General features: G+C 64.8%; 17 protein-coding genes. 6 read left to right on the top strand and 11 right to left on the bottom strand.

What is annotated here, in order from left to right:
* Positions 1–60 precede the first annotated feature (60 nt).
* Together clpA and clpS are read right to left on the bottom strand one after the other, a co-directional pair.
* Positions 61–2469 carry an ATP-dependent Clp protease ATP-binding subunit ClpA gene (gene clpA / locus BRSPCE3_RS06965; RefSeq protein WP_244065087.1) on the bottom strand — a complete coding sequence of 803 codons (2409 nt, stop codon included), beginning with the start codon at positions 2467–2469 and terminating at the stop codon, positions 61–63.
* A 260-nt stretch (positions 2470–2729) separates the two neighbouring features.
* Positions 2730–3062: an ATP-dependent Clp protease adapter ClpS gene (gene clpS / locus BRSPCE3_RS06960; RefSeq protein ID WP_244065809.1), complete on the bottom strand. Its 333-nt coding sequence runs from the start codon at positions 3060–3062 to the stop codon at positions 2730–2732.
* A 510-nt stretch (positions 3063–3572) separates the two neighbouring features.
* On the opposite strand from clpS, the gene BRSPCE3_RS06955 reads away from it, so the two are divergent.
* The gene (locus tag BRSPCE3_RS06955) at positions 3573–5564 is read left to right on the top strand and encodes a TadE/TadG family type IV pilus assembly protein (protein WP_244065086.1); all 1992 of its coding nucleotides are present in this window, start codon (positions 3573–3575) and stop codon (positions 5562–5564) included.
* A 71-nt stretch (positions 5565–5635) separates the two neighbouring features.
* On the opposite strand, the gene BRSPCE3_RS06950 is transcribed toward BRSPCE3_RS06955, so the two are convergent.
* Entirely contained in the window at positions 5636–5974 is a 339-nt protein-coding gene (locus BRSPCE3_RS06950; protein ID WP_244065085.1) for a phasin family protein, read from the bottom strand.
* 423 nt (positions 5975–6397) lie between these two features.
* Here BRSPCE3_RS06950 and BRSPCE3_RS06945 point away from each other — a divergent pair, with 423 nt between their 5' ends.
* Positions 6398–8179 (top strand): D-alanyl-D-alanine carboxypeptidase, encoded by a 1782-nt coding sequence (locus BRSPCE3_RS06945; RefSeq protein WP_244065084.1) that lies wholly within the window; start codon positions 6398–6400, stop codon positions 8177–8179.
* Positions 8180–8425: 246 nt separating this feature from the next.
* Here BRSPCE3_RS06945 and BRSPCE3_RS06940 read toward each other — a convergent pair whose 3' ends face one another.
* Complete coding sequence (locus tag BRSPCE3_RS06940) at positions 8426–9145, bottom strand: DnaJ domain-containing protein (RefSeq protein WP_244065083.1); 720 nt, start codon at positions 9143–9145, stop codon at positions 8426–8428.
* A gap of 129 nt (positions 9146–9274) precedes the next feature.
* On the opposite strand from BRSPCE3_RS06940, the gene BRSPCE3_RS06935 reads away from it, so the two are divergent.
* Positions 9275–9679, top strand: coding sequence for a DUF302 domain-containing protein (locus tag BRSPCE3_RS06935; protein WP_244065082.1), 405 nt, complete (start codon positions 9275–9277; stop codon positions 9677–9679).
* Between the two features lie 9 nt (positions 9680–9688).
* Here the strand turns inward: BRSPCE3_RS06935 and BRSPCE3_RS06930 are convergent, their stop codons facing one another.
* The 3 genes from BRSPCE3_RS06930 to BRSPCE3_RS06920 all read right to left on the bottom strand — a co-directional run bounded on the left by BRSPCE3_RS06930 (position 9689) and on the right by BRSPCE3_RS06920 (position 12557).
* The gene (locus BRSPCE3_RS06930) at positions 9689–10429 is read right to left on the bottom strand and encodes a VWA domain-containing protein (protein ID WP_244065081.1); all 741 of its coding nucleotides are present in this window, start codon (positions 10427–10429) and stop codon (positions 9689–9691) included.
* An 89-nt stretch (positions 10430–10518) separates the two neighbouring features.
* Complete coding sequence (locus tag BRSPCE3_RS06925; RefSeq protein WP_244065080.1) at positions 10519–11460, bottom strand: alpha/beta hydrolase; 942 nt, start codon at positions 11458–11460, stop codon at positions 10519–10521.
* Positions 11461–11780: 320 nt separating this feature from the next.
* Positions 11781–12557 carry a helix-turn-helix transcriptional regulator gene (locus BRSPCE3_RS06920; protein WP_244065079.1) on the bottom strand — a complete coding sequence of 259 codons (777 nt, stop codon included), beginning with the start codon at positions 12555–12557 and terminating at the stop codon, positions 11781–11783.
* A 106-nt stretch (positions 12558–12663) separates the two neighbouring features.
* Here BRSPCE3_RS06920 and BRSPCE3_RS06915 point away from each other — a divergent pair, with 106 nt between their 5' ends.
* Positions 12664–13746 carry a zinc-binding alcohol dehydrogenase family protein gene (locus BRSPCE3_RS06915; protein ID WP_244065078.1) on the top strand — a complete coding sequence of 361 codons (1083 nt, stop codon included), beginning with the start codon at positions 12664–12666 and terminating at the stop codon, positions 13744–13746.
* On the opposite strand, the gene BRSPCE3_RS06910 is transcribed toward BRSPCE3_RS06915, so the two are convergent.
* The 3 genes from BRSPCE3_RS06910 to BRSPCE3_RS06900 form a co-directional block, all read right to left on the bottom strand.
* A complete protein-coding gene (locus tag BRSPCE3_RS06910; protein ID WP_244065077.1) occupies positions 13743–14894 on the bottom strand; it encodes a serine hydrolase in 1152 nt (383 codons plus the stop codon). The genes BRSPCE3_RS06915 and BRSPCE3_RS06910 overlap by 4 nt on opposite strands.
* A gap of 127 nt (positions 14895–15021) precedes the next feature.
* Positions 15022–16143, bottom strand: coding sequence for a helix-turn-helix domain-containing protein (locus BRSPCE3_RS06905; protein ID WP_244065076.1), 1122 nt, complete (start codon positions 16141–16143; stop codon positions 15022–15024).
* 20 nt (positions 16144–16163) lie between these two features.
* On the bottom strand, positions 16164–17087 hold the full coding sequence (locus tag BRSPCE3_RS06900) for a division plane positioning ATPase MipZ (RefSeq protein WP_244065075.1): 924 nt from the start codon (positions 17085–17087) through the stop codon (positions 16164–16166).
* Between the two features lie 292 nt (positions 17088–17379).
* On the opposite strand from BRSPCE3_RS06900, the gene panC reads away from it, so the two are divergent.
* Both panC and BRSPCE3_RS06890 read left to right on the top strand, forming a co-directional pair.
* Complete coding sequence (panC, locus tag BRSPCE3_RS06895; RefSeq protein ID WP_244065074.1) at positions 17380–18231, top strand: pantoate--beta-alanine ligase; 852 nt, start codon at positions 17380–17382, stop codon at positions 18229–18231.
* Positions 18232–18375: 144 nt separating this feature from the next.
* Complete coding sequence (locus tag BRSPCE3_RS06890; RefSeq protein WP_244065073.1) at positions 18376–19122, top strand: hypothetical protein; 747 nt, start codon at positions 18376–18378, stop codon at positions 19120–19122.
* Between the two features lie 43 nt (positions 19123–19165).
* On the opposite strand, the gene BRSPCE3_RS06885 is transcribed toward BRSPCE3_RS06890, so the two are convergent.
* Positions 19166–19606: a DUF1489 family protein gene (locus tag BRSPCE3_RS06885; protein WP_106318065.1), complete on the bottom strand. Its 441-nt coding sequence runs from the start codon at positions 19604–19606 to the stop codon at positions 19166–19168.
* Positions 19607–19660: the final 54 nt, after the last annotated feature.

Here is a 19660-nt window from a genome sequence, read left to right as displayed (position 1 = left end):
GTCGGCGCAAGCAAAAAGGCCGGCTGTTCAGCCGGCCTTTTCAATTTATTCGCTGACGCCTCAGGCCTTGACCATCGGCCCCTTCGAGGCCGGCCCCTTGGTGCCGCCTCCGCCGCCGTTGTTGGGGCCGCCCTTCGGCGGCTTGCGCTTGCGCGGCGGCAGGCTCTCGGGCTTCGGGGTGACCGGGCCCTCGACATATTCGAAGCCGATCTTGTCCTTGTCGGTCGCCTCGTCCTTGACGAGGACGACGCGAACGTGCCCGCCGCCCTTGAGGTGGCCGAACAGAACTTCATCCGCGAGCGGCTTCTTGATGTGCTCCTGGATGATGCGCGCCATCGGACGCGCGCCCATCTGCTCGTCATAGCCGTGCTCGATCAGCCAGGCCTTGGCGGGCTCGGACAGCTCGATCGTGACGTCGCGGTCGGCGAGTTGCGCCTCGAGCTGCAGCACGAACTTCTCGACCACCATGCCGATCACCTCGGCGTTGAGGTGCGCGAAGGAGACGATCGCATCCAGCCGGTTGCGGAACTCCGGCGCGAACTGCCGGTTGATCGCCTCGTGGTCGTCGCCTTCCCGCTTCGAGCGGGTGAAGCCGAACGCCTGCCGCGCGAGATCGGCCGCGCCCGCATTCGTGGTCATGATCAGGATCACGTTGCGGAAGTTGACCTGCTTGCCGTTATGGTCGGTGAGCCGGCCGTGATCCATGATCTGCAGCAGCACGTTGTAGAGATCCGGATGCGCCTTCTCGATCTCGTCGAGCAGCACCACGCAATGCGGATGCTGATCCACGCCATCGGTCAGCAGGCCGCCCTGGTCGAAGCCGACATAGCCGGGAGGTGCGCCGATCAGGCGCGACACGGTGTGCCGCTCCATGTATTCGGACATGTCGAAGCGCAGCAGCTCGACGCCGAGCGACGCCGCGAGTTGCTTGGCCACCTCGGTCTTGCCGACGCCGGTCGGACCCGAGAACAGATAGCTGCCGATCGGCTTCTCCGGCTCGCGCAGGCCGGCACGCGCCAACTTGATCGATGCCGCCAGCGACTCGATTGCCTTGTCCTGGCCGAACACCGTGCGCTTCAGGGTCTGCTCGAGATGCTTCAGCACCTCGGCATCGTCCTTCGACACGCTCTTCGGCGGGATCCGCGCCATGGTCGCGATCGTGGTCTCGATCTCCTTGATGCCGATCGTCTTCTTGCGCTTGCTCTCGGCGACCAGCATCTGCGCCGCGCCGGACTCGTCGATCACGTCGATCGCCTTGTCGGGCAGCTTGCGGTCGTGAATGTAGCGCGACGACAGCTGCACCGCCGCCTCGATCGCCTCATTGGTGTATTTCAGCCGATGGTAATCCTCGAAATAGGGCTTGAGGCCCTTGAGGATCGCGATCGCGTCTTCCACCGTCGGCTCGTTGACGTCGATCTTCTGGAAGCGCCGCACCAGCGCGCGGTCCTTCTCGAAGTGCTGACGATATTCCTTGTAGGTCGTCGAGCCCATGCAGCGGATCGTGCCGGAAGCCAGCGCGGGCTTCAGCAGATTGGACGCATCCATCGCGCCGCCCGAGGTGGCGCCGGCGCCGATCACGGTGTGGATCTCGTCGATGAACAGGATGGCGTTCGGGTGCGCCTCAAGCTCCTTGAGGACCTGCTTCAGCCGTTCCTCGAAATCGCCGCGGTAGCGGGTGCCGGCGAGCAGCGTGCCCATGTCGAGCGAGAACACGGTCGCGGCCGCCAGCACCTCCGGCACGTCGCTGTCGACGATGCGCTTGGCGAGGCCTTCGGCGATCGCAGTCTTGCCGACGCCGGCTTCGCCGACGAACAGCGGATTGTTCTTCTGGCGGCGGCACAGCACCTGGATCGCACGGTTGATCTCGGCATTGCGGCCGATCACCGGATCGATCTTGCCGTCGCGCGCCTTCTTGTTGAGGTTGACGCAATAGGTCTCGAGCGCCTCGCCCTTCTTCTTGGCGTCCTCGTTGCCCTTGGTCTCGGTTTCCTCGTCGACGCCGCGCACCGGCCGCGCCTCGGAGACGCCGGGCCGCTTGGCGATGCCGTGGCTGATGTAGTTGACCGCGTCGTAGCGCGTCATGTCCTGCTCCTGCAGGAAATACGCGGCATGGCTCTCACGCTCGGCGAAGATCGCGATCAGCACATTGGCGCCGGTCACTTCCTCGCGACCGGACGACTGGACGTGAATCACCGCGCGCTGGATCACGCGCTGGAACCCGGCGGTCGGCTTCGCATCGTCGGCGCCGTCAGTCACCAGGTTTTCGAATTCGGTCTCGAGATAATTGACGAGGCTCGTCCTCAGCTTGTCGAGATCGACGCTGCAGGCCCGCATCACCGCCGCCGCATCCGAGTCGTCGATCAGCGACAGCAGCAGATGTTCGAGCGTCGCATACTGATGATGACGCTCGTTTGCGATCGCCAATGCACGGTGCAGCGATTGTTCAAGGCTTTGGGAAAAAGTTGGCATTCGCGTCCTCTATGGCCCCCTGCCATCATGATCGCCATTGCCGGGTCAGGCAATAACAACCTTCGTGATCGCCATTGATATAGTTACGACGGATCGTGGCGAAAGACCGGTCTCGCGATGATGGTTTTCTTCTAAATTTCGGGCGTCCGAACGTCGCCCGGCCGCGCCCCGTGATCGTACGGGAACGCGGTTCACCACCGTCACAATACGCGATGCAAGACCCGTTCCGCCGCCGCGGCGGGTTCAATCGTTTCCGCGGACTACTTCTTTTCCATCACACATTGCAGTGGATGCTGATGCTTGCGCGCGAAGTCCATGACTTGCGTCACTTTGGTCTCGGCGATCTCATAGGTAAACACGCCGCACTCACCGATCCCGTGATGATGAACGTGCAGCATGATCTTGGTCGCCGCCTCGGCGTCCTTTTGGAAGAATCGCTCCAGCACGTGAACGACGAACTCCATCGGAGTGTAGTCGTCGTTCAGGATCAGGACGCGATACAAATTCGGGCGCTTGGTTTTCGGCTTGACCTTGGTGATGACCGAGGTCGACGGGCCAGTGCCCGCGCCGTTGCGGTTGTCGTCATTGCTCATTCTCGGCGCCGCCGCGGCGGCTACCGCCGGCATGGACGAAACCGGCTCGGAGATCAGGGCTGTCAACGTGGATCGCAACATGGCTCAGGCGTTCGAATTCCCCAAGGGAAACTAGCGGGAAAACCGGATGGCGATTGGACGGAGGTCGCGATTGCCGCAAGACACATCGCGGAACCCCCAGCAATGCTTTCCAGATTGCCGCTCCCGGTCCGATCCGGCGGCCGGATCGACTATGCGAATATGGGCCTCGAGAGGCCCTGCCGCAAGCGCAGACCCGCCGCGGCCCACCGGTCCTTTTCCCGGCGCGGCAACCCCCGGAAGGTTAATCATTTCTGCCTGATTTGACAAAGGAGTCGGGGGTCCAATTTAGGCGGCATTGAGGATAGCCAGCGCTTTTGCCCGGCTTTTCATCGTTCATCGGGGCCGATCCCGGGTTTCCCTTGCGCGATTCACCAACTGTTTAGCCGCGCCAGTCGAGATGGCCGCGCCATTCATTTCGATGAGAGCATCATGCTTGGTTCAGCCATTTTCGATCGCGTTCGCGCGGCCGCCCGCCGGTTTTCCAAGGCAACCGACGGCAATATCGCGGTGATCTTCACCTTCGCGGCGATTCCCGTGCTCCTCTTCGTGGGTGTAGCGATCGACTATACCCGCGCCAACGCCGCCCGCTCCTCGATGCAGGCGGCGCTCGATTCGACCGCGCTGATGCTGTCCAAGGATCTGACCATGGGCAACATCACGGCCGCGCAGATTCCGGGCAAGGCGCAGACCTATTTCGCCGCTCTTTATACGAACAAGGACGGCCAGGGCATTTCCATTTCCGCCACCTATACGACCCCGACCGCCAACACGGCAGCCACTATTCTCCTGACCGGATCGGGCTACATTAAATATGATTTTATGCAGCTTGCCGCCCTGCTCCCCGGTGCCGGTGCCGCCCCGACCACGGTGAATTTCGGCGCGACCTCGACCAGCACCTGGGGCAACGTCAAGATGCGCGTCGCCCTCGCCCTCGACAACACCGGGTCGATGAAGGACGACAACAAGATTGTCGCACTGCGAAACGCGGTCGCCGGAACCGGCGGCCTGATCGATCAGCTCAGCGCGCTCAGCAAGAACAACGGCGACGTCTACATCTCCGTCATTCCGTTCTTCAAGGACGTCAACCTCGGCGCCAGCAACTACGGCGCGAGCTTTATCGACTGGACCGACTGGCTCAATCCGCCGACCACTCAGCAGGCCCTCCTCACCACCAGCACGCAGGCAACGCTGCCCGTCAATTGGCATGCCGTGGGACCGGGTTCGAAGTGCCCGTTCACCAACACCACCGGCAACACCGACGGAAGTGCAAACGGAGCTTTCGTCTGCCAGGTCAACCCCACACGCAACAGTTCGACGACCTCGACGATCCCGTCGACGACGCTCACGGTCAACGGCGCGAGCATCCAGAATCCGATCTGTCCGACCATGGATGGCAATTCCCAGACGTTTTACAACGGCTGCTGGACCAGCGAGCCGTCCGCGGCAACCGCAGCCGGAACGAAAGAGACTTTCTGCAGCGGAAGCTCGAAGTGCAGCTGCCCGAAGAACTCGTCCGGCAATAACGTCTCGGGCTGCACCTGCAGCGGCAGCGGCAGCAGCCGGTCCTGCACCGGATGGACCTATGTCCACAACTGGACGCAGCCGGGCCCCAACGACAACACGCACAATACCAATCAGCCCCGGGTTTCTGCGATCGTCGGCTACAGGGACCCAACCAGCACCACCAACACCGAGCACATCTGGACTCCCACCGCCCTCGGGGTCGCCAATGACTGGCGCAATTTTTCTACAAATCCGATCAGCACTTGGACCGGCTGCATCACCGACCGCACGCAGCCCAACGATGCGACCGGCGTGCTGCCCAACACGTCCGACCTGACGACGCTGTTTCCCGCCAACGAGAACTACGAGAACAGCACCGCCTATTGCAGCAGCAGCTCTTCGACGCAGCTCGAGCCGATGATTCCGCTGAGCTACAATTGGAGCGCGCTCAAAACGGCCGTCAACGCCATGCAGCCGACCGGCGGCACCAACCAGGCGGTTGGATTGGCCTGGGCGTGGCAGTCATTGCTGGTGGGCGGCCCGCTGAACACGCCGGCCGAGGACTCCAACACGACCTACAACCGGGTCATCATCCTGTTGTCCGACGGTCTGAACACCGAAGACCGCTGGCCCGAATACGGCGACGGCAGGACGCAGGCGTCCGGCAATCCGATCGACGCGCGGCAGGCCCTGATGTGCCAGAACCTGCAGGCCGCGAAGGATTCCGGTGGATCGCCGATGTACACGATCTACACCATCCAGGTGAACACCAGTTCGCCCGCCGATCCGACCTCAACCGTGCTGAAGAACTGCGCCAGCAGCCCCGACAAATTCTTCATGCTGACCAGCTCGACCCAGATCGTGACGACGTTCAACACGATCGGAACGGCGCTCAGCAAGCTGCGGCTGGCGAAGTAACCGCCCGACTCACGCACAACAAAAAAGCCCGGCCGTTCGGCCGGGCTTTTCGTTTGTCCTGAGCGCGACGCTTACTGAGCGGCGGGCGTGAACTTGGAGACCAGGCCCTCATAGGGCTTGAAGGTCTGCTTGGCGCAGTCGCTATACAGGCCGGCGATCTTCTGCGATTCCGCGACGAAGGTCTCGTAGGACGAGCGCAGGTACTCGGTCTGCGCCTCGAGCGCCTTGTCCAGCGACTTCACGCCCGACAGCTTCTCGACGAACGACTTGGTGTCCTCGAAGGACTTCTTGGCGTAGTCGCCATAGGCGGTGGCGATGGCCTGGACGCCGCTCTGCAGGTTGTTCGCAGACGCAGTGACCGACTCGAAATGCTCTTTGCCGTAGCTCTGAATGTCTTCGATCTTGACCATGGATGGAATTCCTTTTCCCAGACTTGAAGGCGCAAATTCCCATTGCCGGGAAGCTCCCGGCCCCCTGACAACGATTGGAATATCGCATCGCACAATTATGTCAACAAATATTGTGCGCCGCACAACGACATTTGCCCGAATCCTGAGCATTTGCGATAAACCCCGGGGGACTACGCAACGGTTGCTTAATCTTTTGGAAACTCGGGCCACCTAACCTGATTCCTGGACTTTGTTCGCCTTCCGACGGGCAGCCTTGAAAGCTGTTTGTGAACAACACCTTAGCTAGAAGAGCGACCTGAGCCGCCACGAAGGCAGATGGTTCTGCCCGAAATGGTCTGTTGCGCAGGCAAGGATCGACGGCCGCCGGGCACAATTTCGCCTCACGGGCCAGTGATCTAGATAGAAATTGGGACGGGGAAGTAGATGCTTCGAACAACCTTTGCCTCCTCGCGGGCGCTGCGAGTTGGCGTTCTTGGGCTCGTAACCGTCACGACGGCGATCCTGATCACGAGTGATAACGCCGAGGCGCGCCGTCACCGGCGCCACGCCGCGCGTCACCACCACAGCGAGTCCGCGCGCGAAAGCTACAGCCCGCAATTTGCGACGATCATCGTCGACGGCAATACCGGCTCGGTGCTGACGTCAAACAGTCCCGACGGCCTGCGGCACCCCGCCTCGCTCACCAAGATCATGACGCTCTATCTGCTGTTCGAGCGTCTCGATTCCGGGAAGATGAAGCTCGACACCGAGATGCCGGTTTCCGAGCATGCGTCCGAACAGGACCCGACCAAGCTCGGCCTGCGGCCGGGCCAGACCATCAGGGTCGAAGACGCCATCAAGGGCCTCGTCACCCGCTCCGCCAACGACGCCGCGGTCGTGATCGCCGAGGCGATCGGCGGCAGCGAAGACGACTTCGCCCGGATGATGACCCGCAAGGCCCGCGCCCTCGGCATGAGCCGGACCACCTATCGCAACGCCTCCGGCCTGCCCAACGACGAGCAGATCACCACGGCGCGCGATCAATCGACGCTGGGCCGCGCCATCCAGGATCGCTTCCCGCGCTACTATCGCTACTTCTCGACCACGGCGTTCAATTTCCGCGGCCACACCATCACCGGTCACAATCGTCTGCTCGGCAGCGTCGAGGGCGTCGACGGCATCAAGACCGGCTACACCCGCGCCTCCGGCTTCAACCTCGTGACCTCGATCCACCGCGGCAACCGCTTCCTGGTCGGCGTCGTGCTCGGCGGCCGCAGCGGCGGCTCGCGCGATGCCATCATGCGCAACCTGCTGGCCGAGAACATCGGCAGGGGTGCCACCACCCGTACCGCTGCTGCGATCACCGAGCGCAATCCGGCCGACGCCAATGTCGAGGTTGCCGATGCCGACGACGCACGCGCTTCGGCAGAGACCACCCCGGTCGCTGCCGCGGAGCCTGCCCCGATGCCGGCGCCGCGCCCGGCCAAGCCCTCGCTGCTGGCAGCCGCAGCCGCCGCCCTGCCGCCGCCCCCGGCAAAGCCCGAACCGCAGGCCAAGCCCGAGCCGGCGCCGCTGACCTCTGGCGTGATCCAGACCCAGCCGATCGCCGCGATCCCCGGCTCGGCTGAACCGATGAAGCCGGTCAAGGTGAAGACCGTTCAGGTCAAGGCCGGCCAGATCAAGCTCGCCGCCGCCGGCCCGGCCCAGTCGGCGCCCCCGATCACCAGCACGATCCCCTCGCGCGGCGAAATCCCCGAGACCTCCAATGCGATGATGGCACGCGCCGCGGAGACTTCGCGGCCCGAAATGCCGCCGCAGCCGGCCAATTTCGGCACCGGCAACGGCATCCTCGGCGTGCTGCCGGCCTCGGCCGTTCATGCGCCCGCCCCTGCGGCGCCGCAGGCCGTGGCCTCGATCGAACCCGCCACCCGCAGCCTGCAGGCCGCCCCGCCGACCAGCGTAGTCAAGCCGGGCGCCGCGCACAGCGGCTGGATCATCCAGGTTGGCGCGCTGGAATCCGAGGGCGAGGCCAACAAGCGCATCGACCTCGCGCGCAGCTCTGCCCGCGGTCTGCTCAGCAAGGCCGACCCGTTCACCGAAGTCGTGGCCAAGGACAATCGCAAGCTCTACCGCGCCCGCTTTGCCGGTCTCGAGCGCGATCAGGCCGAAGCCGCCTGCAAGACGCTGAAGCGCGCCGAGATCTCCTGCATCACCGTTCGCAACTGATCGACACGATCTGCTGAGTCCAAAAGGGCCGGCGCCGCATGCGCCGGCCCTTTTGCTTTGCGTGTGCTCCGCGCGAAACGACTGGCGCATCGGCCACGCGGCGTGGCGATGAAAACTTCTCGTCAAGATTTTACGGTTAAGTTTTCCCGAAAGAACGATCGGCCACGCCGGACAGCGGCGGGCCACGGGGCATCAATCAGAAGCGGAAGACAGCTCTCGGCTGTGGCGTTGGTAGCGTAGCCGGAGTTAGAGATGCGTGCGAAGCAGAGTATCCTTGGCCTCGTTCACACGAGCCGCGAGGTACGTCGAGCCCCCCTGGTCGGGATGGAGTTTCTTCATCAAGGTGCGGTGAGCCCGGCCGATGTCGTCACGCGACGCGCCCGGCTGCAGGCCAAGGATCTGATAGGCCTCCTCGTTGGTCATTTTGCCGCTCGGCGCCGCGCGGCCCTGCCCCCCTGTCCGGTTGCCCTGTGCGTCCTGACGCCAGGCGGGAAAACGGCGGTCCAGATAGCTTTCAAGTAGCGCGACGCTTTCGGCATCGAAGCTCGGCACCATCGCCAGCAGCTGCGCCAAATCGAACTCGTCGAGCATGTGGCCGGCCTGTGGTCCGGCCACGATCCGGCCCGCGAGCACGCCGCTGCCGTGATCGAGGCTCATGTCGAGATATTGCGAGCGTACCCGCGAGCTTTGTCCCTGAGAGCGCGAGCCGCCGAACATGCCGCCGAAATTGGGCAGCCCGGTGTTCCCGAACGGCGACCAGCCGAGCAGTCCGGCGCCGAAGATGCCGAGCGGAATTGCCACCGCCAGCTCGCCCCGCACGCCGGTGAAGGCCGCGACCGCAAGCGCCAGCACGCCGCCAACGATCTTGATCGCGCGCGCGAGCACGGCGGGATTGGCCGCGCGAAACATCTGCAGCGCGGAATAAAGGACGACAACGGCGATGACGCCGGCGATCAGGGTTGGCATGCGCGGAATATAGGCGGCCCGGCGGCAAAAAGCATGCGAAGCTTCGTCTCACCGGAGCGTGAAGGGCGCCCACGTGGCTTAGCTCGCCGCAATTGCGTAGCGTGCGGCGACCGCGCCGGAGGAAGCTTGATGGCGATTGACGGACTGATCAGCCTGCGCAGCCATGTCGGGCCGAAGCAAACCACCGATCGGCTCAAGGCCGAGCTGCAAGCACGCGGGCTGACCCTGTTTGCCCAGATCGATCACGCCGCGGGCGCGGCCAGCGCCGGTCTTGCGCTCCGCCCGACCGAGGTCGTGGTGTTTGGCAATGCGAAGGGCGGCACGCCCCTGATGCAGGCCGCACAGACCGTCGGGATCGATCTGCCGCTCAAGGCGCTGGTCTGGCAGGACGAAGCCGGCGACACCTGGCTGTCCTACAACGATCCGGCCTGGCTCGCCGAGCGGCACGGCGTTGCGGATGAGACCAAGGCGGTGACATCAGCCATGGCGGCGCTGCTCGGCGCAATCGCGAAGGCTGCAACGTCGGGCGCCTGACGCGGCGTCTTACTTCATCTGGCCGATCAGCTTCGCCGCGCCGCTCGCGGTCTTGGCCAGTTGCAGCAGCGCCTCGCGGCCGCCGGCGGCATAGGCCGCGGCGGCGCGCAGCAGCTCGCGGAGCTGCGCGGCCGCGCCGGGATCGAACCTGCACCACGCCCCGCCGGTCAGCCGCGCGATCTCCCGGAATGTCTGCTCGGCGGTCGCATCGTGGCCCTCCTGGAACATGAAGACCGGCACCTTGAGCAGGCCGAGCTCACCGGCCCTGGCACAGAGGTCGTCGGCGCTCTCCTCCATCGCATCCCCCACGAACACCAGCGCGCGCACGCCGGAGGCGACCGCCTCGCGGCGGGTTTCCGACAGCACCTTGGCGATCTGGGTATTGCCGCCCTGGCAATCGATCTTGCTCATCAGCCGCGCGAGCTGCGCGCTGTCGGAGATCCAGCCGGTGGCGCGGCACTCATTGAAGCCGCGATAATAAACGAGGCGGATATCGAGGCTGCCGAGCGAGCCGGCCTCGCGGAACATGTCCGCCTGCAGCGTGCACGCCATGTCCCATGTCGGCTGCCGGCTCATGGTGGCGTCGAGCGCGAACACCAGCCTGCCGCGTGCGCCGGCGCGATGCGGCGACATCGCCCGCGCCTTCGCCACGAACGCGGCGATGTCGTTCGCGCTCGACGTCGGCACGCCGGGCGCGTCCGCCGGACGCACATCGCCTTGGGATGTCGGTTTGATCGTCTTGCCGGCCATCAGCGCTTGCCTCGTACAGCAAACACTATGTGGGCCGCCATGTCCGATTGGTCAACGTGGACGGGCGAGCCTGGCTCGGCGGCCGCCCGTCAATTCGTGACCGAGGGATCCTTCTTGGTCTCGGTCTTGGTCAGCGAGAGCGACTTCTTGAGCTTCTCGGTGAAGGTCGGAGGCTTCTCGACCGGCACGTAGAGCGAGACCGGTCCGGGCTCCAGAATCTTCGGCGGCGCATTCCTGGTGTCGACCGGCGCGATCGCGCTGTCGGTATCGGCGAGGAATTTATCGAGCATGGCCTGGATCGAGTCCTTGGCCTTCTCGGGTCCGGTGTCGCGCATGTCGTTGTGCTGGAAGTTGGTGTTCACAACGGTGATGCCGGCCTTCTCGCACTCCTCCTCGTCCGGCACCACGCCGGGATCGGGCTTGAAGTGCTGGTCATGCGAACGGAACGACAGGATCTTGAACTTGCCGTCGGTCATGAACGGCACGCGCAGATTGTCCAGCGTGACGACCTTCTTGATCTCGTCCGGATACTGCTTGGCGAAATACATCGCGATGTCGCCGCCATTGGAATGGCCGACCATCGTCAGCTTGGTGTAGTCGGCGTTCGGCTGACGCTTCTTCATCTCCTCGATCGCGAACTTGATGTTGGTGATGCCGCGCTGATACTGCGGCAGCCGCCCGACATAGAGCTCGCCGACCTTGGTCACCATCGGTCCGTCCGACGGCAGGTCGTTCTGAATGCTGATGGTCAGATAGCCGCGCGCCGCGAACACGTTCGCGAGGAAGGAATATTCGGTGAATTTGACGGTATTGCCATGATTGAGGATCGCAACCGGCAGCGTGATCATGCCAGCGTCGGCCTGCATCTCCTTGTCGAAGCGCACGGCAACGTCGACCGCGACCGGCCGCTCATCGCGCGTCGGGTCCTTGAACATGAGAGTTTCGTGACGGATCGCCCACTTGCTCGCGGTGAAATAGGCCGCCGTGATGACCACGGAGAGCGAAAGCAGAACGAGAATTCCACGCTTCATGACGTCCTCGAGGTGCCCGCCTTTTCAGGGCGATTTTGGCTGGAAGCTCTTCGGCCTCCTTTTGAGAATATATGTCACAGCGCCGTGACAGGAAGTCCAAATATTGTGGCTTTGGTGGCATAACGTTGTGCGTTGCACCTATAGTTTGTGCACCTGCACAGGACCTCTGCTGCGGCTCGTGCTCTCCTCTTACCCTACGACGCAAGTTCCCAAGGTTGCGTTCGAACCCTGGATCGACGTTGAGGGGAAACCGGATTCCGGCACCTTTGTTCCGGCTTTTTGGCCACTCTGTGACGAAAATCACCGAAAAACCACGGTTCTCAGTGAATTTCGGTGTAGATGATCAGCTTTAGGCCGGGATCGTCATTGGCCCGGAAGGTGGCGTATTCAAAGGTCAGGCGGCCGCGCTTGGGGTGGTTGAACTCCTTTCGTCCGGCGACGCTGACGCTGACGTCGTGCGTCCCCCACCAGCCGTCGAACTCCGGACAGCCGTTGCGAAGCCGCGCCTGCAGGTCAAGGAAGGCCGGATCGCCGGCCCAGAGGTCGTGGGTCCGGCGGAACTGGGTCACGATGCGCCGCGCCTCCTCGGGCCAGCTTGCACCGAACAGCCGCCGGCTCTTGGGGTTGGTCAGCACATAGATCAGCGTATTGCGCTCGTCCTCCGGCAGGCGGCCGAAGGCGAAGACCTCCTCCGCGGCCGCGTTCCAGGCCAGCACGTCCCATCGCCGTCCGGTGACGTAGGCAGGCTGGTTGAGGCTTTCGACAACGCGCCGGATCGCAGGCGGCACGGTCTCAGCGACGAATGGGCGGCGGTCGCCGTCCTTCGCAAGCGCCCGCAGATGCGCATGCTCAGCCTTGCTGAGGCGCAGCGCCCGCGCCAGCGCGTCGATGGTGGTGACCGATGGGCTGACGGAACGGCCCTGCTCGAGGCGGATGTACCAGTCGACCCCGATGCCGGCGAGCTCGGCCACCTCCTCGCGGCGCAGCCCGGGCGTGCGGCGCCGCCGCCCGGCCTGGGTGCCGGTGAGCTTGGGCGTCAGCTTCTGCCGCCGCGACCGCAGGAAATCACCTAGCTCGCTTTGCCGCGCAGTGGCCATCGCACGGGACTCCTGAGTGGGTTTGATAGTCCTAGGATAATACCAGGTCTTCCTGGCCGCAACGGAGCGCGGGATGATGCCGCTCTCAACCCGAGGACAAGACCAGATGAAAGCAGCAATCCTGAAATCGTTCGGCTCACCGCTCGCGATCGAAGAGGTCCCCGCCCCGGTGATGGGAACGGGTGAAGTCCTCGTCGACGTCGTTGCGACGCGCGTGCTGTCCTACACCAACGAGGTGTTCAGCGGCGCACGCAACTACCTGCTCGAGCTGCCGGCCGTTCCCGGTCCAGGCGGCATCGGGCGGGTACGCGCGTTCGGGCCGGATGCAACTCACCTCGCCGCCGGCGACTGGGTGTACTGCGATCCGACCTTCCGCTCGCGCGACGACAGTATCTCGCCGGACATCACGTTGCAGGGCTGGAGCGCGCGCGGCGAAGGCGGACTGCGCTTGCAGCGGCACTTCCGTCACGGCTCGTTTGCCGAGCAGACGCTGGTGCCGACCGAGAACGTCAAGCGGATCTGCGGGATCGATCCGGCCGATGCGCCGTCATGGTGTGCGCTCGGCACCTGCCTCGTGCCCTATGGCGGTTTGCTGGCGGCGCGGCTGCAGCCGGGCGAGACCGTGCTGGTGAGCGGGGCCACCGGGAATTTCGGGAGTGCCGCGGTCGCCGTCGCGCTCGCGATGGGCGCCGCCTGCGTCGTCGCCCCGGGTCGCAACGAGAAGGTGCTGGCAGATCTGGTCCGCCGCTTTGGCGCGCGCGTGCGCCCGGTCAGGCTGAGCGGCAACGAAGACGACGACCGTCAGCGCATGCGGCAAGCCGCGCCCGGACCGATCGACTGCGTGCTCGACCTGATGCCTCCGTCCGTCACGACCACAACGGTCCGCGCCGCGATCATGACCGTGCGTCCCTATGGCAGGGTCGTGCTGATGGGCGGCGTCGGGATGCAGGGCGGACCGGGGCTCGACCTGCCCTACCCTTGGATCATGCGCGAATGCATCAGCATTCACGGCGTCTGGATGTATCCGCCGGAAGCCACCTTCGGCCTCGTCAATCTCGCCCGCGCCGGGCTGTTGCGGCTCGATCAATTCGAGGTCACGACCTTCGACCTCGACCATGCCAACGACGCCGTGGCACATGCCGCCGCCAATAGCGGGCCGTTCAAGATGACGGTGCTGGTGCCGAACTAGCCCGGCGGCGAAATCGCGCCCAGGACGTCCTTGAAGACGGCGTACTGTGCGCGAAACGCCTCCGGGCTGTAGTCCTGGTAGTAGCCCCCAGTCACCGCGATAACGAGATCGAGCTCCGGTACGATGCGGATCGACTGCCCGCCGCGCCCCAACGCGCCGATCCACTGGACGGTGCGTCCATTGGACTGGGAGCGGCCGAGCCACCACAGATATCCGTAGGATTGATGGTCCGTGGCCTTGAGTTTCGCTTCCGTCGAAGTCTCGATCCATGCCTTTGAGACGATCTGGCGACCGTTCCAACGGCCGCCGGCGAGGACAAGCTGGCCGATCTTGGCCATGTCGCGCGGCCGCAGGCGCAACCCGCCACCGGCATCGCTATCCCCCTTGAACCGGCTCCATTCGAAGCTGGTGATGCCCAGCGGCTCGAACAACGCGGTGCGCGCGAACTCGTCGAGCGGATGTCCGGTCGCCTTGCGGACGATGGCCGACAGCAGCGCGAGCGCGCCAGTGTTGTAGAAGAACGCCTCGCCCGGCGCGGCGGTTGCCGAAAGACCGAGGACGTAACGGCACGGATCCGGCGCCCGATACATGCGCGCCTCGTCGTTGTCGTCTCCGGTCGCAGGCGTCGCCTCCACCCATGTCAACCCCATCGACATGGTGAGGGTGTGCACGAGCTGAATGCGGTCCTTTTCGGGGGATCGCAGGTCCGACAATTCGGGGAAGAAGCTGAAGATCGGTTCGTTGATGCCGCGGATCAGCCCGCGATCGATCGCGATCCCGACCGCGAGGGACGCGACGCTCTTCGAGACCGACTTCATGTTGTGCAGCCTATCGGCATCGAACGTGACGTCTTCGACCCGGCTGCCGTAGAAGCGGCCGGGAACCTCGTCGGGCCCCCTGAAGTAGCGCTCGAACGCCAGCCTGCCGCCGCGGACGACCAGAACGGAATGGATGTGGCCATCGCTCGAGACGGCGATCCGATCGGCCCTGCTACACAGTGCATGGCGGTCGACGAGCTTATCCTCGGTCACGGGCGCGACCGACCAGCCGTCGTCTCGCTCACCCGGAACGCTGCAGCCGTCGGTCGGCTCGGCACACAGCGGCAAGGTCGCGAGCGGTGCCAACGCGGCGCCGCCGAGCAATGACATGAATTGGCGTCGTTCCATTCGATCCTCGCCGTGCGGTTTGCGACCGCGCCCAAACCAATCGTTTGGACCATCTGCCCGAGAATCTCAGTCCGTGCTTGCCGGCTTCAGAATTCGGCTGGCCGATTCGTCAGTTTCTCTGGCCGATTCCTGGGCGGTCGTCCGGATTGCCCGCCTCAGACGCGTGCTCAGCCAGCGCCAACCGCCTGAATTCAGTCGGTGTCAGGTCGGTGGCGGCCTTGAATGCCCGGTTGAATGGGCCGATCGACTGGAAGCCGGCGTCCATGGCGATCGTCAGCACCGGCACTTGCTTCTGTCCGGGATCCGCGAGGGCCGCACGGGCGTCCTCGATCCGGTAGTGATTGAGGAAGGCATTGAAGTTGCGATATCCCAGTCCTTCGTTGATCAGCTGCCGCAGCCGGTATTCCTGAACGCCGAGCTTGGCCGACAGCGAACCGATCGTCATTGCTTCACGCCGATAGGCGCGTTCCAACGTCATCAGGCGCTGCAACCTGCGCAACAGCTCGGCATCGACCGCCCACGGCTTGTCCTCCCGTCCAGGCGGAGCCCCGCCGATACTGCCGGGAACTCGAGCCGCGGCTGGCAGAAGGACGGACGCCCGCTGCGTTGGGGCCACCTGAAACCGGCTCCATGCCGCGATACCCAGCAGCGCCCACAGCACGGACGCGTTGGCCGCGCTCCAGACCGTTGAACTGGCGACCAGGGTCGGCCAAACATTGTGAGAGAAAACGGCGGCGCTCCAGGCCACCGCACCGAGCAGGACGATCGCGCGCAACCGCCGCCGTCCCGCCACCAGGTCCGCCTGCCATGTCGCAACCGTCTGTGCCGCGGCCAGCACCGCGAAGCCGAGATAGACGAACGACAGTGCATCATCGAGCCCACCCCGGAGCACGCCTCGAGCGGGCCAGGCATCAAACAATTGCGCGCCGACAACCGCGACCAGCAAGGCGCCGTGCCACGGCCGGAGCACGAAATCGTCATCGAAGGTCGCGCGCGCCCAGACCCAGAACAGCACCGATCCGCTGCTCGACAAGGCCAGCAGGATCAGCCCCCAATATGGCCATGGCCGCGGAAATCCCGGCGCCCCGGACATCGCGGAAGCCGCAACGGCGACCACCAGCGCGGCAGCAAGGCGTGCCGTGGTGTCACGGCGGTCGCGCAGCAACACGGCCGCGATCAGCAACGACAGTCCGACGACGGCGCCCCGACAACCCAGATCGATCGCCGTCAACGCGCTGCTGCTCACGATCGCTAGCTGCCGATGATGTCGTCGACTTCCAGCGGCTTGTCGACCTGGCTGAACCATTCGGCCCGGTTGGCGGCCCGGCGGCGGCCGCGCTCGTCGAGCGGCAGCTTGAGCTGGCGCAACAGGCTCATCACCTCCTCGCGAGCGGTGACGTGCCCGAGGCTCGGGCGGGTGCCGAGCGTCGCCTCGTCGATGTCGTCGAGCGCGGTCAGGCCGCGCGGAAAGAACTCGCGATAGACCACCCGCTCGGCAAAGCCGTCCACCGCACGGAACCCGAGCCGCAGCGACAGCTGCTTCAGGCCGTCGGCGACCAGCTGCTTGTTGCGCGAACCCAGCATCGACAGCCGGTTGCGCACCACGATCCAGTCGGTCGAGGCACCGTCGAGCTGGCGGCGCTTGCGCCTGACGTCGCGCACCATCTCCGCGTAATGGCTCTCGCCGGTCACCGCATAGGTCGCGGGATCGACCGTGCCCAGCACGTCGAAGTCGAGGAAGCTGTCGTTGATCGGCGTGACCAGGGTGTCGGCCATCGAATGCGCGAGCCGCATCAGGTAGCTGTCGGAGCCCGGGGTATCGATGACGATGAAATCATAGGCGCGTTCCACCGCGCTCACCGCCGTCATGAACTGCTGGAATTCGGCGTTCTCGTTCGCCTCGATCTGCATCGTCTCGCCGTATTTGATGCAGTGGTGCGCGGGCAGCTCGAGGTCGATCCCGGTGCGCCTGGCCCAGGCCTGGCGATTGCCGATGTAGCGGGTGAAGCTTTGCTGGCGGCAGTCGAGATCGATGCTGGCGACGCGCTGTCCGGCCTTCATCAGCGCGACGGCGATATGCAGGGCGGTGGTCGACTTGCCCGAACCACCCTTCTCGTTGCCCAGCACAACGACGTGCGCGGAGCCGGATTGACCCTGACTAGCCTGAACCAACATGATTCAAATCCCGGAAATGATCTTCGAGTCGAAGCGCTGCCGCGGTCAAGTGAAATGCATCACCACGAAGAGAAATCAATCGCAGCCGTCCTTAATGATGAATCGGTCGAGCAGGATTGCTGCGTCGATCGGCGGCACGATACCAGTGCTCCACGCGCGACCTGGATCGGCTAATGCTGGTCGCGGCAGTTTGCCGACGGCGGCCCGGTCTTGGTAAACTCCATCACCCGCCGAGCGCCAACCGTTCCAGCTCAATTCATCCCACCCAGATTGCCCCGCGAGTCGAGACCAGATGCCGAGAAATCCCACCGTCGTCCGTACCGTCCCTGCCCTTCGTCGGGCCGTCGACGCCTTGCGCGCCAAGAAGGCCACCGTCGCGCTGGTCCCAACCATGGGTGCCCTCCATGACGGCCATGTGTCGCTGGTGCGGCTCGCCAAGCGCCGGGCCAAGCGGGTCGTGGTCTCGATCTTCGTCAACCCGACGCAATTTGCGCCCACCGAAGACTTCGGATCGTATCCGCGCACCTGGAAGGAAGACGTCGCGAAGCTCGCCGCCGAAGGCGTCGACCTGATCTGGCACCCCGAGGTGAAGGCGATGTACCCGGACGGCTTCGCCACCCGGATCGTGCCGGAGGGACCCGCCACCGCCGGTTTGGAGGATCGCTTCCGGCCGCATTTCTTCGGCGGCGTCGCCACCGTGGTCGGCAAGCTGTTCACGCAAGTCCGGCCCGATGTCGCGATCTTCGGCGAAAAGGACTTCCAGCAGCTCCGGGTCGTGACCCAGATGGCCGCGGACCTCGACCTCGGCGTCAAGGTGATCGGATCAAAGACGGTGCGCGAACGCGATGGCCTCGCGATGTCCTCACGCAACGTCTACCTGTCGCCGGAGGAACGGCGCGCCGCCCCCGCGCTCAACCGCGTGATGAAGCAAGCGGCAGGCCGCCTGCGCGCCGGCGAGGACACCGCAACCACGATGGCCGCCGGCGCCGCGGAGATCACCAAGGCCGGCTTCGTGTTGGATTATCTCGAGGTCCGCCACGCCGCCTCGCTGGCGCCGATCGGCTCGCTGAAGGAGGGCCCGATGCGGATGCTGGTCGCGGCACGGATCGGCGGCACGCGCCTGATCGACAATATCGCGGTCTGAGTCAGGTCCGGAAAAGTGTGAAGCGGTTCATGCGCGGAGCGGATGCGAGCCTGTAAGGAGAGCCCGGCCTCATCCGTGTGGCCGGGTCGTGCTTGCGCCACGCTCGCGACGCATGGATGATCGCGCCTTTCAGGGGCGATCGGAATGAATCGTTATTTCAGACAAGGCATTGTTCTCGGCATCGCACTGCTGGCCGCCGCGGCGGCGCAGGCGCAGACCCGGCCGCCGGTCGGCGGGGTCAATTCGGCGCCGGGCGCCATGATCTTCTATGTCGCACACGGGGCGCCCGATGCCTGCGGCCCCGGCTGCACGGACTGGATCGCCGCCGAGGGCGCGGTGCAATGGGACACCTACAAGCGCCTGCTGGCGATCCTCGACCGGCAGAACGGACGCAAGCTGCCGGTGGTGATCAATGTCAAACCGGGGTCCGACCTCACCGTCGCCGCCAGCCTCGGCCGCATCCTGCGCGGTCGCGGCATCGATGCGGCGGTGGCGGCGACAGAGGTCGAGGCATGCAACGGAAAACCCGAGGAGGAATGCTTTGCACTGAAGCGGCCCGGCGGCCCGCTGGATGCCAAGGAAAAACTCTCCGGTGTGCCCTGCGAGCTGGCATGTGTATTGATGCTCGCGGGCGGCGTGCATCGCAGCCTGCCGCCCGGCAACCGCGTCGTCCTGACCGCAAGGATGCAGATCTACGACCGTCTCGCACCCAACGTCTCTACCGAGCACCGCGACAACCTCACCACGATCTTCACCGATCAGTTCCGGAGATATCTCGGCGAGATGGGAATCGACCATGAACTGTTCGACGTCACCGCCGACAAGGCGGGTGGCCGTTATGTCGAGGTCCCGGCCTCAGAATGGGCCCGGCTGCATCTCGTGACCCAGTGATCCCGGATCACCGCCGCTCGATTGCTCAAAGCAATCCGATTGCTCAAAGCAATCCGAGGTCACGCAACTCGCGGCGCATCGGCTCGGGCATCGACGCCACGCTGGCCGCGCTCGATTTGGTCAGGTCTGCCGGTGCGGAGTCCGCGGTCAGGTAGCGCCAGCCCTGGAACGGCCGCATCGGCCGCGGCGAGACCGCGATCACCTTGGGCTGCATCACGATCCGGCAGCGTCCGATGCCATCCTTGTCGCGGAACGGCTCGATCGCGATGATCTTCTCGCGCGCGGCGATCTCGCCGCGGATCACCCAATACAGCGAGCCGCCGGCAAGGAGCTCCTCCTCGCGCTTCGGCGTCATCCGCGTGATGTGGACGTGACGGAGCGGCAGGCCCTTTTTCTTCGCGGTCGCCATCCGTTCGGCGACCCAGCCCTTGAGTTCCTTGACCGAGTCGCAACCGACGGCGAGCTTGATGAGATGCAGTGGCATGCGCCGGATGTAGCGGCCGGCGCGCGCTTTGGAAAGGGAGCGATAGCAGCGGCA

The sequence above is a fragment of the Bradyrhizobium sp. Ce-3 genome (assembly GCF_022835695.1).
Lineage (GTDB): Bacteria > Pseudomonadota > Alphaproteobacteria > Rhizobiales > Xanthobacteraceae > Bradyrhizobium.
Note: the sequence above shows the minus strand (reverse complement) of the source record. Positions and strands in the feature narration are given on the sequence as shown.

What these genes read in the sequence shown, in the direction of transcription:
- BRSPCE3_RS06940 (WP_244065083.1), bottom strand. Translation starts at nt 9,145, where the DNA reads ATGCCAACCCTGATCGCCGGCGTCATCGCCGTTGTCGTCCTTTATTCC.
- BRSPCE3_RS06915 (WP_244065078.1), top strand. Translation starts at nt 12,664, where the DNA reads ATGAAAGCAGCAATCCTGAAATCGTTCGGCTCACCGCTCGCGATCGAA.
- clpA (WP_244065087.1), bottom strand. Translation starts at nt 2,469, where the DNA reads ATGCCAACTTTTTCCCAAAGCCTTGAACAATCGCTGCACCGTGCATTG.
- BRSPCE3_RS06910 (WP_244065077.1), bottom strand. Translation starts at nt 14,894, where the DNA reads ATGTCATTGCTCGGCGGCGCCGCGTTGGCACCGCTCGCGACCTTGCCG.
- BRSPCE3_RS06890 (WP_244065073.1), top strand. Translation starts at nt 18,376, where the DNA reads ATGAATCGTTATTTCAGACAAGGCATTGTTCTCGGCATCGCACTGCTG.
- BRSPCE3_RS06930 (WP_244065081.1), bottom strand. Translation starts at nt 10,429, where the DNA reads ATGGCCGGCAAGACGATCAAACCGACATCCCAAGGCGATGTGCGTCCG.
- BRSPCE3_RS06900 (WP_244065075.1), bottom strand. Translation starts at nt 17,087, where the DNA reads ATGTTGGTTCAGGCTAGTCAGGGTCAATCCGGCTCCGCGCACGTCGTT.
- panC (WP_244065074.1), top strand. Translation starts at nt 17,380, where the DNA reads ATGCCGAGAAATCCCACCGTCGTCCGTACCGTCCCTGCCCTTCGTCGG.
- BRSPCE3_RS06945 (WP_244065084.1), top strand. Translation starts at nt 6,398, where the DNA reads ATGCTTCGAACAACCTTTGCCTCCTCGCGGGCGCTGCGAGTTGGCGTT.
- BRSPCE3_RS06935 (WP_244065082.1), top strand. Translation starts at nt 9,275, where the DNA reads ATGGCGATTGACGGACTGATCAGCCTGCGCAGCCATGTCGGGCCGAAG.
- BRSPCE3_RS06955 (WP_244065086.1), top strand. Translation starts at nt 3,573, where the DNA reads ATGCTTGGTTCAGCCATTTTCGATCGCGTTCGCGCGGCCGCCCGCCGG.
- BRSPCE3_RS06950 (WP_244065085.1), bottom strand. Translation starts at nt 5,974, where the DNA reads ATGGTCAAGATCGAAGACATTCAGAGCTACGGCAAAGAGCATTTCGAG.
- BRSPCE3_RS06920 (WP_244065079.1), bottom strand. Translation starts at nt 12,557, where the DNA reads ATGGCCACTGCGCGGCAAAGCGAGCTAGGTGATTTCCTGCGGTCGCGG.
- BRSPCE3_RS06925 (WP_244065080.1), bottom strand. Translation starts at nt 11,460, where the DNA reads ATGAAGCGTGGAATTCTCGTTCTGCTTTCGCTCTCCGTGGTCATCACG.
- clpS (WP_244065809.1), bottom strand. Translation starts at nt 3,062, where the DNA reads ATGAGCAATGACGACAACCGCAACGGCGCGGGCACTGGCCCGTCGACC.
- BRSPCE3_RS06885 (WP_106318065.1), bottom strand. Translation starts at nt 19,606, where the DNA reads ATGCCACTGCATCTCATCAAGCTCGCCGTCGGTTGCGACTCGGTCAAG.